At 72.1% G+C, this 13,574-nt stretch carries 12 protein-coding genes and 1 tRNA gene; 9 read left to right on the top strand and 4 right to left on the bottom strand.

All coding sequences use genetic code 11. From position 1 onward, the window contains the following. Positions 1-35 precede the first annotated feature (35 nt). On the top strand, positions 36-1,505 hold the full coding sequence (locus J2S41_RS09320; RefSeq protein WP_310365599.1) for a right-handed parallel beta-helix repeat-containing protein: 1,470 nt from the start codon (positions 36-38) through the stop codon (positions 1,503-1,505). A 53-nt stretch (positions 1,506-1,558) separates the two neighbouring features. On the opposite strand, the gene J2S41_RS09315 is transcribed toward J2S41_RS09320, so the two are convergent. Continuing rightward, complete coding sequence (locus J2S41_RS09315) at positions 1,559-2,095, bottom strand: ester cyclase (protein ID WP_310376332.1); 537 nt, start codon at positions 2,093-2,095, stop codon at positions 1,559-1,561. A gap of 152 nt (positions 2,096-2,247) precedes the next feature. On the opposite strand from J2S41_RS09315, the gene J2S41_RS09310 reads away from it, so the two are divergent. After that, on the top strand, positions 2,248-2,796 hold the full coding sequence (locus tag J2S41_RS09310) for a hypothetical protein (protein WP_310365597.1): 549 nt from the start codon (positions 2,248-2,250) through the stop codon (positions 2,794-2,796). 227 nt (positions 2,797-3,023) lie between these two features. On the opposite strand, the gene J2S41_RS09305 is transcribed toward J2S41_RS09310, so the two are convergent. Genes J2S41_RS09305 through J2S41_RS09295 form a run of 3 tightly spaced genes read right to left on the bottom strand, consistent with a single transcriptional unit; the run spans position 3,024 to position 5,488 of the window. Next, entirely contained in the window at positions 3,024-3,503 is a 480-nt protein-coding gene (locus J2S41_RS09305; RefSeq protein WP_310365595.1) for a hypothetical protein, read from the bottom strand. Between the two features lie 34 nt (positions 3,504-3,537). Further along, the gene (locus tag J2S41_RS09300; protein WP_310365592.1) at positions 3,538-4,674 is read right to left on the bottom strand and encodes an NAD(P)/FAD-dependent oxidoreductase; all 1,137 of its coding nucleotides are present in this window, start codon (positions 4,672-4,674) and stop codon (positions 3,538-3,540) included. 25 nt (positions 4,675-4,699) lie between these two features. After that, on the bottom strand, positions 4,700-5,488 hold the full coding sequence (locus J2S41_RS09295; protein WP_310365589.1) for an SAM-dependent methyltransferase: 789 nt from the start codon (positions 5,486-5,488) through the stop codon (positions 4,700-4,702). Between the two features lie 211 nt (positions 5,489-5,699). Here J2S41_RS09295 and J2S41_RS09290 point away from each other — a divergent pair, with 211 nt between their 5' ends. The 7 genes from J2S41_RS09290 to J2S41_RS09260 all read left to right on the top strand — a co-directional run bounded on the left by J2S41_RS09290 (position 5,700) and on the right by J2S41_RS09260 (position 13,451). Next, positions 5,700-6,743 carry a LacI family DNA-binding transcriptional regulator gene (locus tag J2S41_RS09290; protein WP_310365586.1) on the top strand — a complete coding sequence of 348 codons (1,044 nt, stop codon included), beginning with the start codon at positions 5,700-5,702 and terminating at the stop codon, positions 6,741-6,743. Then, a complete protein-coding gene (locus J2S41_RS09285) occupies positions 6,740-8,770 on the top strand; it encodes a beta-galactosidase (protein WP_310365583.1) in 2,031 nt (676 codons plus the stop codon). Before J2S41_RS09290 ends, J2S41_RS09285 begins: the two co-directional genes overlap by 4 nt. Positions 8,771-8,806: 36 nt before the next feature. After that, positions 8,807-10,120 (top strand): ABC transporter substrate-binding protein, encoded by a 1,314-nt coding sequence (locus tag J2S41_RS09280; RefSeq protein ID WP_310365581.1) that lies wholly within the window; start codon positions 8,807-8,809, stop codon positions 10,118-10,120. Positions 10,121-10,185: 65 nt separating this feature from the next. After that, entirely contained in the window at positions 10,186-11,109 is a 924-nt protein-coding gene (locus J2S41_RS09275; RefSeq protein WP_310365579.1) for a carbohydrate ABC transporter permease, read from the top strand. Beyond that, positions 11,106-11,945 (top strand): carbohydrate ABC transporter permease, encoded by an 840-nt coding sequence (locus J2S41_RS09270; RefSeq protein WP_310365576.1) that lies wholly within the window; start codon positions 11,106-11,108, stop codon positions 11,943-11,945. Before J2S41_RS09275 ends, J2S41_RS09270 begins: the two co-directional genes overlap by 4 nt. 494 nt (positions 11,946-12,439) lie before the next feature. Next, positions 12,440-12,512 (top strand) — tRNA-Gly (locus J2S41_RS09265). A gap of 24 nt (positions 12,513-12,536) precedes the next feature. Next, positions 12,537-13,451, top strand: coding sequence for a DUF389 domain-containing protein (locus tag J2S41_RS09260; protein ID WP_310365574.1), 915 nt, complete (start codon positions 12,537-12,539; stop codon positions 13,449-13,451). The last annotated feature ends 123 nt before the right edge of the window (positions 13,452-13,574 follow it).

The following is a 13,574-nucleotide window of genomic DNA, read 5'->3' as shown; positions in this document are numbered from 1 at the left end:
TCCCTCGGTAACGGATCTTCGCTAGCCTCTCCTCCGTGACGGACATATTCAGCAGACGTAATGCCTTGCGCGCCGCGGTGGTCGGCGGCGCGGCGGCCACCGGCGCGGCGGTCATGGCACCGGCCGCCCAGGCCGCGCCCGCGGACGAGGGATGGGTCTCGGTGCTCGACCACGGCGCGGTCGGCGACGGGGTCACCGACGACACCGCGAAGATCCAGGCGGCGCTGAACGCGGCACAGGCCGCGCGCCCGCAGCAGAGCGTGTACTTCCCGGCCGGACGGGTGTTCCGGGTCAGCGACGAGCTCAGCCTCACCGGGTACGCGAACGCGACGATCGCCGGGAACGGCGCGACGCTGGCGCTCGCCGGTGCGAAGCCGAGCGAGAAGGGCGCGCGGCGGGTGCTGCGCCTGAGCGACGTCCGGGAGGTCACCGTCCAGGATCTGACGATCCGCGACACCGACCGCACCCAGCAGTTCGACGGTCTGCTGCTGTCCAGGGCCAAGCGGTGCGTCGTCCGGGGCGTCCGGGTGATCGACGTGCGGTGGACCGGCATCTCGGTCTTCGACCAGCCGCCGGCCGCTCCGGACCGGCCCGCGCTCTCCGACGACGTGCTGATCACCGAGTGCGTCATCGAGGGCACCCGGCAGGGCATCTCGGTCAACGGCCGCGACATCCGCATCGTCGGCAACCACGTGGCGATGGACTGGTGGGACACCCCCGAGGCGGTGCGCCCGTGGGAGGCGAGTTCGGACTACTACGACGGCATCTGCGTGCTGTTCGGCGCGGACCGCACCGTGATCTCGGGCAACACCATCACCGCCTGCGGTCAGTCCGGCATCTACACGCAGGCGGTGAAGAACCTGGTCATCACCGGGAACACCGTCACCCGGTGCGTCCTGCGGGGCATCGAGATCGACGGGCAGCGCAAGCACGGGGAGACGCCGTCGAAGCCGACGCCGGAGCCGGAGAAGCCGCGCGCGTACAACGTGGCGATCACCGGCAACACGCTGGAGAACAACCTCGGCAACATCAACGTGCTGTACACCGTGGGCGTCACCGTCACGGGCAACGTGATCCGGAACGACCGCGAGGGCACCTGCATCGCGATCAACCAGCGCACGGACGGCGCGGTCGTCGTCGGCAACGAGTGCCACCAGGAGGACCCGGGGAAGCGCCCGGCGATCTGGGTGAAGCCGCAGGAGACGCTGCCCGACGGCACCGTCACCCCGCCCGCGACCAACGTCACCGTGGCCTGGAACCGGATCGCGGCGGTGCACCACACCTACGCGCCCGCCGACACGGTCATCATGCAGCCGGTGACGGACCCGTCGGCCGGCAAGCCCGACATGATCAAGGCGACCGGCAAGGTGATCGCCATGGGCGGCATCGGCGTCGGCAACGCGGCCGCCGCGACCCGCCCGGGAACGGTGGTCCGCCGGATCGAGGTCTTCGATGCCGCCGGCGCCAGCATCGGCTTCGTGCCGGTCTACAACTCGATCACCTGACGCGCGCCCGCGCGGTCGCGGACCGGAGCCCGGTCCGCGACCGCGCGGGGCACCTACAGCTCCGGCGGCGTGGTGTTCAGCAGGCGCGGGTCCGGGTTGGCGCCCATCGCGGCCATGCCGCGCAGCGCGCGGATCACCCACGGCCAGTTGCGCGGATTCCGCAGGTTGAGCCCGCCGAGCAGCTGCGTGAACATGGTGAGCCGGTCGAAGTAGACGCGCTCGGAGACCAGGTTCTCCTCCTCGTCGAAGATGAAGTAGGCGCTCATCCGCACCCGGAACCGGCCGCCGGTCGGCGGGATGCCGTTCAGCGGGCCGCGGTGCGTGCCCATCAGCCAGAACTCGACGATCACCGCGTCCGCGCTGTGCCGCAGCGAGATGATCTCGTGGTCCTGGTCGGGGAACGCGCCGCGCGTGGCGTCCCAGTAGCCGCGCACCGCGGCCTCGCCGTCGTGCACGGTCATCGTGGCGACCAGCTCGTAGTACGGGTGCGGGAACGTGGCGAGCACGTCGTCCCAGTCCTGGCGCCCCTCGTCGTGGATGTGGTCGAGCACCAGCTTCTCGCGGGCGCGAAGCGTGTCGGCGTCGGGCATGTCGAAGCGGCCCACGGCGTCTCCTCATCTCACGGTTTAGTGGCACCACCCTATCGGCGACTGTCCGAAGTGTCGTGTCCGCACCCTCGGTGGCCCCGGGCGGGTACCCTGTGCGCGATTCGCACCGGAGCGTCTCTGCCAGGAGGTCGGTCATGCGGCACGAGGGTCTGCTCGGCGCCACGTTCGCGGACGGCGGCGTCGGCGCGGGATACGCCGAGGGCAAGGTCCTGATCGTCAAGCTCGGCGACCGCGACCTGGAGCCGGAGGAGTACCACGTCCGCCCGGACAACGAGATCACCGGCTGGGCGCACGTCTGCTCCTGCGGCTGGCGCGGCACCCACTGGCGGCGCGCCGCCACGCCGCGGGACCAGGATCTGCCCGCCCGCCGCGTCTGGTCGCCGCACCCGTCCCCGCCGATGGACACGATCGACCTGATCAGCGGTCACGAGTACGGCGAGCACATCGCCCCGGTCCGCGACGACGTGCTCGCCTCGCTCCCCCACCTGCCCGCCGACCGCGCGCTCACCGCGGTCGGCCAGGCCCGCGAGCTCGGCGCCTCCTGGACCGACATCGCCACCGCCGCCGGCCTCACCCCGGAGGACGCGCACGCCCGCTGGCAGCACGCCCCGGTCCAGGTCTTCACCCGCCGCCACGGCGCCCAGCTCGCCGCGTTGACCCGCCTCTGCACCCCCGCGGACTGATCAGCGCCAACTCGTGCAGGTCGCGCGGCAGCTCCGACGCGGTGACCGGGCCGAGTGCGGCACCGTGCGGGCCCGCTCGCCGTGCCGCTCCACCGAACGCGTCCGCCGAAGCCGGATCGGGCGCCGGCCCGCGGACGTCGCTGAACCAGCCGCCGCGTCGCGGGTACAGGCTGCGCCGCCACGCGGGTCTCCTCCGGGCTCACGGCCGCCACCCCTACGACAGTCCCTCAGCCCGTGATCAGCGGGCCGCCGGACCGGGCGGTCAGCGCGCGCCGGCGGCGGCTGAGGCTGCGCCGGGCCGCGTTGACGAAGCGCACCTGTGCGCCCGCCACCGCGTGCAGCAGCGCGCGCCAGTGCTCGTCGTCGCGGTCGCCGGTGTGCACGTACCGCTCCAGGCCGACCAGCGCCTCCGCCAACTCGTGCGCCGCGGCGGCGACCGGCTCGTCCGCGACCAGCGTCAGCTCCGTGACGGCGGCACCCCAGCGCGGCCAGTCCAGCTCGCGCACGTCGAGCTGCCCCAGGTACGCCCGCCGCACGTCGAACTCGATGCGCGTGTACTCCCGCAGCAGCTCACGGTAGGCCGCGGCCTTGGTCTCGCGCAGCCACTGCCGGTCCTGGCTGCGGCGGCCGAGCAGCCCGCCCGCCACCACGCCGAGCAGCGTGGAGACCGCGCCACCACCGGTCGTCGCGATCAGCGTCCAGTCCACGCCGGACATGGTCGCACGGACCTGCCCGCGGGCCTCAGCGTCCGCCGTGGAGGATGGCCTGCCGCCACGGGCGGATCGCCTTGGGCGGCAGGTTCACCGCGAGCGCGCCGACCAGGCGGCCGTCCCGACGGTACGCCGCCAGGAAGCGCCGCTCCGCGAGGTCGCCCTCGGCTATCTCGACGGTGTCGTGGCCGCGCAGGTAGCCGTACGCGTGGATCTTGAGGTCGTACTGGTCGGACCAGAAGTACGGCACCGGCGCGAACGGCCGTGCGGCGCCCAGCAGGTTGCGGGCCGCGGCCACGCCCTGCTCGGCCGCGTTCGTCCGGTGCTCGATCCGCATCGAGACGCCGAACAGCGGGTTGTGCCAGCGGGCCACGTCGCCGGCGCCGTAGACGCCCGGTGCGGCGGCGCTGTACTCGTCGCAGACCAGCCCGTCGGCGACCGTCAGCCCGCTGCCGTCGAGCCACTCGGTGTTGGGCAGCGTGCCGATCGAGACCAGCACCTCGTCCGCCTCGACCGGTTCGCCGCCGGCCAGCAGCACGCCGCCGTCGGTGATCTCGGTGACCGCCACGCCGGTGCGCAGGTCGACGCCGTGCGCGCGGTGCACGCCGGATAGCACCCGGCCGACCCGCTCGCCCACCGCGTGCGCGAGCGGCACCGGCGCGGGTTCGAGCAGCACGACCTCGCAGCCGAGCCCGCGGGCGACCGCGGCCGCCTCGGCGCCGAGGAAGCCGGCGCCCACGATCGCGAGCCGCCGGCCCGGGCCGAGCCGTTCGCGCAGCGCCAGCGCGTCGCGCAGGGTGCGCAGCACGTGGCCGCCCCGGCCGGGGAGCCGGCGCGGCCGCACGCCGGTGGCGATGATCAGCCCGTCGTAGCCGATCGGCTCGCCGTCGGCCAGCCGCACCACCCGGGCGTCCCGGTCCAGGCCGGCCGCGACCGTGCCGAGGCGCAGGTCGAGGTGCAGGCCGGCGAGGTGGTCCGCGGTGCGCAGCGCCAGCCGCTCGGCCGCCCAGTCACCGGCCAGGAGCTGCTTGGACAGCGGCGGGCGGTCGTACGGCGGGTCCAGTTCCTCGCCGATCAGCGTGAGCGGCCCCGCGTACCCCTCGCGGCGCAGCGTCTCCACGGCGGTCAGGCCGGCCGCGGAGGCCCCGACGACGACGATTCCGGACACGAGCCGATTCTAGATCGGCGAACGCCTATCGCTTGCGCGCCACCACGCCGAACTCGTCGACCTCGCGCAGCCGCGCCGGGTCCGTGGTGTCCGGGCGCCAGAGCGGGCACGGCACGATGCCCGGCTCGATCACCTCGAGGTCGCCGATGATCTCCAGGATCTCGTCCGGGGTACGCAGGTGGTACGGCAGCGAGCCGCTGGAGTTCCAGACCGCGATGGCGGCCTCGAACTCCTCGCCGCGGATGACGTTGGTGCCGTCCGCGACCACCAGGTGGCTGCCGGACGGCAGCGCGCCCATCAGCCGGGCCACGATCGACTTCGCCTCGGCCGCGTCCGGCACGTGACCGAGAATGTTCATCAGCATCAGCCCGACCGGCGCGTCCAGGTCGAGGACCTCGCCGGCCGCGGCCAGGATGTCGTCCGGCCGGTGCAGGTCGCAGTCGATGTACCGGGTGCGGCCCTCGGGCGTGCCGGTGAGCAGCGCCCGCGCGTACGCCAGCACCATCGGGTCGTTGTCGACGTAGACCACCCGGGCGTCCGGCGCGGCGCGCTGCGCGACCTCGTGCGTGTTGTCCACCGTGGGCAGTCCGGTGCCGATGTCCAGGAACTGGCGGATGCCGGCCTCGGTGGCCAGGTAGGTCACGGCGCGGGACAGGAACGCGCGCGAGCCCTTGGCCACCGGCACGATGTCCGGGAAGAGCTGCGCGAACTGGTCGCCGATCTGCCGGTCGACCTCGAAGTTGTCCTTGCCGCCGAGCCAGTAGTTCCAGATCCGCGCGGAGTGCGAGACGGACTGGTCGATCGGGGATGTCACGGTCGGCTCCTCACCACACCACGGACGCGAATGTCGTCCAAAATAGACGACCGGCGCGCGCGGGTGGGACCGGAGCCGCGCCCGGACAGCTACGGACAGTCAACGTTCGGCCGCGGGAATTGTGCGCGTAACACCATTGACATGTTCTGCGTCACAGGCCTAGCTTTTGCGAAACGTTTCGACGGTCAACGGACGACGGGATCGGTGGCGCATGGGTTCGCTACGGGACGTAGCCAGGCGGGCGAATGTCGCGGTCTCCACCGCGTCCGCCGCGCTGAACGGCACGCGCCCGGTCGCCGCGGAGACCCGGCGCCGCGTCGAGGCCGCCGCGGCCGAGCTCGGCTACCGGCCGAACGTGCTGGCCCGCGGCCTGGTCTCCAAGCGCACCCGGATCCTGGCGCTGCACTACCCGGCGCCGGCCAGCGGCTTCGGCCTCACCGAGATGCAGTTCGCGACCGGCGCGGCCGCGGCCGCCAGCGAGCTCGGCTACCACCTGCTGCTCTCCCCGGAGAACGAGGACCCCCTGGCGGAGCTGCGCTACCTCACCGGCACCGGGCTGCTCGACGGCGTGCTGCTGATGGAGGTCGGGCTCGACGACGAGCGCGTGCCGCTGCTGACCGCGGAGAACGTGCCGTTCGCGCTGATCGGCCGCACCCGGCGCCCGGACGGGCTGTGGTTCGCGGACATCGACTTCGGCCGGCTCGGCGCGGACGTGGCCGGCCACCTGACCGGGCTCGGCCACCGCGCGATGGCGTTCATCAACCACACCCGTGACGCCTACGCCGGCGAGTACGGCCCGGTCGTGCGCATCGGTGAGGAGATCGCGGCGTCCGCCAAGGAGGCGGGCATGACGTACGCGGACGGCTTCGACGCGGACACCGCGGAGCAGGGCCGGGCCGCGCTGGACGCGCTGCTGGCCGCGCATCCCGAGGTCACGGCCGTGGCGGTGCTCAGCGACCAGGCCGCGGTCGGCGTGCTGGCGGCCGTGGAGGCGCGCGGCTGGCGCGTACCGCGGGATCTGACCGTGCTGTTGGTCCTGACGTCCGCGCAGGTGGCGGCCATGTTCCGGCCGCGACTGACCACGCTGGAGCCGCCCAGCCTGGAGCTGGGCCGGCGCGGCGCGCAGATGCTGATCGAGCAGCTCGCGGACGACGCCGCGGGCCCGCCGCCCGGCGGCGAGCTGGTGCCGTGCCGCCTGGTGCCCGGCGACAGCTCCGCGCCACCGCGGCACGACCACGAGGGGGTACGGACGTGAGACCCGGCCTGCACACCGTGACGGAGGGCCGCGGCCTGCTGTTCGGTGGCGACTACAACCCGGAGCAGTGGCCGGAGCACGTGTGGGCGGAGGACGCGGCGCTGATGCGGGCGGCCGGCGTCAACCTGGTCACCGTGGGCGTGTTCAGCTGGGGCCGGCTGGAGCCGTCGCCGGGCGAGCGCGATTTCGCCTGGCTGGACCGGGTGCTGGAGCTGATGCACGGCGCGGGCGTGGCGGTCGACCTGGCCACGCCGACCGCGTCGCCGCCGCCCTGGCTCGGCCACCGCTGGCCGGAGACGCTGCCGGTGGACGAGTCCGGGACCACGCTCTGGTACGGCGCGCGCAACCAGTGGTGCCCGTCCTCGCCGGTCTACCGGGAGCGGTCGCTGGCGATCACCACCGCGCTGGCCGAGCGCTACGCCGGCCACCCGGCCGTGGTGATGTGGCACGTCGGCAACGAGTACGGCCAGGTCTGCCACTGCGACCTGAGCGCCGCGCACTTCCGCCGCTGGCTGCGGGCGCGCTACCGCGAGCTGGACGCGCTCAACGAGGCCTGGGGCACCACGTTCTGGTCGCAGCACTACTCGGACTGGGACGAGATCCTGCCGCCGCGCACCGCGCCGTACATCGTGAACCCGTCGCAGCGGCTGGACTGGGCCCGGTTCTGCTCGGACGCGCTGCTCGCCCAGTTCACGGCGGAGCGGGACGTGCTGCGCGCGCACTCCCCGGACAAGCCGATCACCACGAACTACATGGGCTTCTTCAAGCCGGTCGACTACTTCGCGTGGGCGCCCGAACAGGACGTCATCTCCAACGACTGGTACCCGGACCCGGCCGACCCGCGCTTCCCGGCCCGCGCCGCGCTCACCCACGACCTGATGCGCTCGCTGGCCGGCGGCCGGCCCTGGATGCTGATGGAGCAGGCCGCGGGCGCGGTCAACTGGCGGCCGCACAACCTGCCGAAGCCGCCCGGGCAACTGCGACTTGAATCGTTCCAGGCGGTGGCGCGCGGCGCGGACGGGCTCTGCTACTTCCAGTGGCGGCAGTCGGCGTTCGGTGCGGAGCGCTTCCACTCCGCCATGCTGCCGCTGGCCGGCCCGGACACCGCCGCCCACGACGAGGTCCGGGCGCACGGCCGAGAGCTGCACGCTCTGAGCGACGTCGCCGGTACGACCGTGCGGGCGAGCGTGGCGCTGCTGCACGACTGGCACAGCTGGTGGGCGGCGGAGGAGCGGGCCCGGCCCAGCGACCGGCTGTCCGTGACGGAGCAGCTGACCGATTATTATCACCCGCTCTGGCAACGAGGCGTGACCGTCGATGTGGCGCGGCCGTCGTCGGAGCTGACACCGTACCGCCTGGTCATCGCTCCTCAGCTGTTCCTGCTCGACGAGGCCGGCGCCGCGGCGCTGACCGGGTTCGTGCGGTCCGGCGGCGTGCTCGTGGTGGGGCCGTTCTCCGGGATCGCGGACGCCCGCGGGCACCTCTACACCGGGCGGTTCCCGGCGCCGCTGCGCGAGGTGCTCGGCGTCTCCGGAGAGGCGTGGCGCCCGGCGGACCGGGCGGTGCACTGTTCGTGGCGCGATGAAACCGGTTTCACGCCCACCTCCTTCACGGCGCGCGACTGGACCGAGACGCTGCGCGCCGACGGCGCGGAGGTGATCGCCACGTTCGACGCCGACGGCGGGCCCGCGGTGACCCGGCACGAGTTCGGCGCGGGCGTCGCCTGGTACGTCGGCACGCTGCCGTCCGCCGCCGCGCTGTCCGAGCTGACCGCGCGGTTCCTCGCCGACGCCGGCGTCGCCGGCGTGCTCCCCGACCTGCCCGAGGACGTCGAGGCGGTCGCCCGCGGCGACCTGTTGTTCCTGCTCAATCACGGAGACGGCACCGTCTCCGTGCCCTTCGACGGGGATGCCGTGGACGTGCTCACCGGCAGCCCGCTGCGCAACGGGGCGACGCTCGCCCCCCGTGGTGTCGCGATCCTGCGGCAGCACGCCGGTACGGGCACCGCCGGACCGGCCACCCGATGAACACCCCTGGTAACGCCTGCAAAGCGGAGAAACGTCATGCGTAGAAGGTCCCTGCTGGCCGCGTCGTCCACCGCCCTCCTGCTGGCCGCGTGCGGCTCCGGCGACGACGAGAGCGCCGAGAACGGCACCGCGCCGGCGATCGAGGGCGACGAGAACGCGCCCGCCACCATCGTCTTCTGGTCCTGGGCCGAGAACATCCAGCAGGTCGTGGACCTGTGGAACTCGAAGAACCCGACCCAGCAGGTGCAGCTGAGCGGACAGGCGGCCAGCGACGAGTTGGTCGCGAAGTTCCTCACCGCGGTCAAGGCCGGCAACGCGCCGGACGTGATCCAGGCGGAGTACCAGTCGCTGCCCACACTCATCACGAACAACGCGCTGCAGGACATCACCAGCGCGATCACGCCGATCAAGGGCGCGTTCGCGGAGGGCACCTGGAACCTGACCTCGTTCGGCGGGGCCACCTACGCGATCCCGCAGGACGTCGGCCCGATGATGCTGTTCTACCGCGAGGACATCTTCCAGGAGCTGGGCTTCTCCGTGCCGAAGACCTGGGACGAGTTCGCCACGCTGGCCAAGGCGGTGCGGCAGAAGGACAGCAAGCGTTACCTGACCACGTTCTCCCCCGGCGACGCGGGCTGGCTGGCCGGCTTCGCCCAGCAGGCCGGCGCGAACTGGTGGAGCAACGCGAACGACGCCTGGACCGTCGGCATCAACGACGAGGCCACCAAACGGATGCTGGCGTTCTGGGGCGGGCTGGTGAACACCGGCGACGTGCTCGGCGACCCGATGTACACGCCACAGTGGAACGCGCAGATGGGCGACGGCACGATCATCGCGTGGCCGAGCGCGGTCTGGGGCGCGGGCGTGCTCGCCGGCGTCGCGCCGGGCACCAAGGGCACGTGGAAGGTCGCGCCACTGCCGCAGTGGACCGCGGGCGAGAACGTCACCGGCTTCTGGGGCGGCTCGTCGACCGGCGTCTCCACCACGTCGACGCAGAAGGCCCAGGCCGCGAAGTTCGCCCGGTGGATCACCTCGGACCCGGAGGCGCTGGCCGCGCTCGTCAAGATCGGCCTGTACCCGGCCGCCACCGCCGGCCAGGGCGCGGACATGCTCGGCAACGCGCCGGAGTTCATGAGCAACCAGTCCGATTACTACACCACCGCGGCGGCGATCGCGAAGACCGCGCGCGGCTTCGACAGCTGGGGCCCGAACACCAACGTCACGTACGGCGCGTTCGAGGACCTGATGCCGACCGCGGTGAAGAACAGGACCGATCTCGCGGCCGTCGCGGACCAGGTGCAGACCACCTCGGTCGACGACCTCAAGAAGCAGGGCTACCAGGTCGCCTGATCCCCCGGCCCGCCCGCGCCGGTCGCCGGTGCGGGCGGGCCGACTCCGCCGGAACGGATACGCACATGTCAACTCTCCCGGGTCTCTCGAGGCGGCGGCGCCGTGGCCCCGGCGCCGCGCCGTACCTGATGGCCGCGCCGGCCGTCCTGCTGTTCATCGCCTTCTTCCTCATTCCCATCGGGTACGCGATCTGGCTCAGCCTGCACGCCATGCGCGTCCGCGGGCGCGGCCTCGGCGTACGCACCGAGGTGTTCGTCGGGATGGAGAACTACCTCACCGCGATCACCGACTCGGCCATGTACGAGGCGCTGGTCCGCATGCTCGCATACGGCGTGATCATGGTCCCGGTGACCATGGGCCTGGCGCTGTCGTTCGCGCTCATGCTCGACGTGCCGCGGGCCGGGCTGAAGGGCTTCTCCCGGCTGTCCATCTTCCTGCCGTACGCGGTGCCCGGCGTGATCGCCTCGGTGCTCTGGGGCTTCACCTACCTGCCCGCGGTCAGCCCGGTCCACCGCGCGTCCGCCGAGGCCGGCCTGCCCGCGCCGGACTTCTTCGGCGACGTCTCGATCTACTTCTCGATCGCGAACATCGCGGTCTGGGGCTCGGTCGGCTTCACCATGGTCGTGCTCTACACGGCGCTGCGCGCGATGCCGGCCGAGATCTACGAGGCCGCGAAGATCGACGGCGCGTCGGAGTGGCAGATCGCCTGGAAGATCAAGATTCCGCTGCTGGCGCCCGCGCTGGTGATGACGTCGGTCTTCTCGCTGATCGGCATGCTCCAGGTCTTCAGCGAGCCGAACACGGTCAAGTCGATGACCAACGCGATCACGCCGGACTGGGTGCCGCTGATGCGCATCTACCAGCAGGGCTTCATCGAGAACGACATCTACCTGAGCGCGGCGACGTCGGTGCTGCTGGCGCTCGTCACCGTGGCGCTGTCCCTGGCCGCGCTGGCCGTGTTCCGCTTCCGTGCCAGGAGGTCGTCGTGAATCGTCGCGTCAAGATCGTACCGACGATCCTGCTGCTGCTCGGCGCGCTCTACTCGCTGGCGCCCGTCGTGTGGCTGGTCTTCGCCTCCACCAAGGGGCCGGGCGAGCTGTTCACCACGTTCTCCGGCCTGCCCAGCCTCAACGGCGGGTTCCTGGAGAACGTGCGGGCGCTCAACGAGTACGGCGACGGCCGCTTCTGGACGTGGACGCTGAACAGCCTGATCTACGCGGGCGGCGGCGCGCTGCTCACCGTGGTCGTCTCCGCCGCATGCGGGTACGCGATGGCGAAGTACCGCTTCCACGGCCGCAAGCTGATCCTCGGGTCGCTGCTGGCCGGCGTGCTCGTGCCCGGCATCACGCTGTCCATCCCGCAGTACCTGCTGCTCTCCTCGACCGGGCTGGTCGGCACGTACTGGTCGGTCATCCTGCCCAGCGTGATCAGCCCGTACAGCATCTACCTCTGCCAGGTCTACGCGCAGGCGTCGATCCCGGACGAGATGCTGGAGGCGGGCCGGGTGGACGGCGCCGGCGAGTTCCGCATGCTGTGGTCGATCGGCCTGCCGGTCATGATGCCCGGCCTGGTGACCGTCTTCCTGCTGCAGTTCATCGGCATCTGGAACAACTTCCTGCTGCCGTACATCATGCTGGCCGACGACGACCGCTTCCCGCTCACCGTCGGCCTCTACTCCCTGCTCAACCGCGGCGCGTCACAGCCCGCGCTGTACACGCTCGTGATCACCGGTGCGCTGCTGTCGATCATCCCGATCTTCGCGCTGTTCCTGTTCCTCCAGCGCTACTGGAAACTCGACCTCATCGCCGGTGGCGTGAAGGGCTGACCTGTCCGCCGCCCGTCCCGGTGGGCGGGCGGCGGGCACCCGCCGCCGGATCGCCTCCCACTCCCGGTCCGTCACCGGGAACGGGTTCGCGCCGCCGGGCATGCGCAGGATCGCGCTGCGGGCGAAGTCCGGGTCGGACAGCAGTTCCGCGCGGCCGACCGGCGTGCCCAGCGGCACCAGGTCGACCGGCGCGTGCCAGGTGCCGTCCACCCACCGGTACGGCACGCCGGTGAACCGGCCGACACCGGCCAGTCCGACGCCGCCGGTCAGCCACAGCGCGAGGTCGTCGCCCGGGGTGATCCGGTCGCGGTAGCGCTTCACGCACCACTCGCGCACGTCCTGGCCGGCACGCTGGTGCCAGGCCGCCGCGTTCGCCTGGACGATCCAGTGCGCCATGGTCACCACGGTAGCCGACCCGGAACCCGGTGCCCGGTCACCGGTGGGCGTGGTCTAAAGTTCTCTGTGTCGCCGGAGCAACGGCCCCGGGAAGACATGCGGACGTAGCGCAGTTGGTAGCGCATCACCTTGCCAAGGTGAGGGTCGCGGGTTCGAGTCCCGTCGTCCGCTCTCCCCCTCCTACACTCGTGTCTCATGTTGCACGTACGGGTGATCACGCCCGAGGAGCTTACGTCCAAGGTCGAGGCGCTGCTCGACGCGGACGACGCCGTCACCCACCTGGTGGTCCTGCCCGCGGTCGCCCGCTCGCCGCGCGGTGATCTGATCGAGTTCGACGTGGTCCGCGAGGGCGCCAGCGGCATCCTGGACGCGCTGCGCGACCTCGGCGTCGACCAGACCGGCTCCATCGTGATCGAGCAGGTCGACGTGGCGATCTCCCGGGCCGCCGGCCGCGCCGCCCGCCGTACGCCCGGGCTCGGCGTGGACGCGGTCGTCTGGCACGAGATCGAGTCGAAGACCGGCGAGGAGGCACGGCTCTCCGTCGCGTTCTGCGTGTTCATGGCCGTCGCGTGCGTCCTCGCCGGCATCGGCGTCCTGCTCGACCAGCCCATCCTCATCGTCGGCTCCATGGTGGTCGGCCCCGAGTTCGGCCCGCTCGCCGCGCTCTGCATCGGAGCCGTGAGAATCAAGCCCTATCTGGTACGCCGTGCGCTCCTCGCCCTCGCCGTCGGTTTCGCCGTCGGCATGGCCTGCACCGCCGCCACCACGCTCATGCTGGACGCCGCCGGCCTCGTCGACCGCTCCATGCTGCTCGCGGAACGGCCCCTCACCGACTTCATCTGGCGCCCCGACGCGCTCTCCTGGGTGGTCGGCTTCCTGGGCGGCATCGCCGGCATGCTCTCCCTGACCACCTCGAAGGCGGGCACCCTGGTCGGCGTCCTGATCTCCGTCACCACGGTCCCCGCCGCCGCCAACGCGGCCGTCGCCATCGCCTACGGCGTCTGGGAGGAAGCGGCCGGCTCCGCCGTCCAACTGCTGATCAACCTGATCTCCATCATCCTCGCCGGCATCCTCACCCTCCTCACCCAACGCCTCGCCTGGCACCGCTAGGGCGTGTCTGGTGGATGCGTGGTCGCTGGAACAGCCCACACAACAGCGATCGCGCTGTCGGTGGCGGCCATCGACGCACACCGAGATCCCCCATGAGGCCGAGATTCCGGGCGCGCGGCGCCC

Origin of the sequence: Catenuloplanes atrovinosus, from assembly GCF_031458235.1 — a bacterium.
In the GTDB taxonomy this organism is placed as follows: domain Bacteria; phylum Actinomycetota; class Actinomycetes; order Mycobacteriales; family Micromonosporaceae; genus Catenuloplanes; species Catenuloplanes atrovinosus.
The sequence above is the reverse complement of the archived record's forward strand: the minus strand, read 5'-3'. Positions and strand labels throughout refer to the sequence as shown.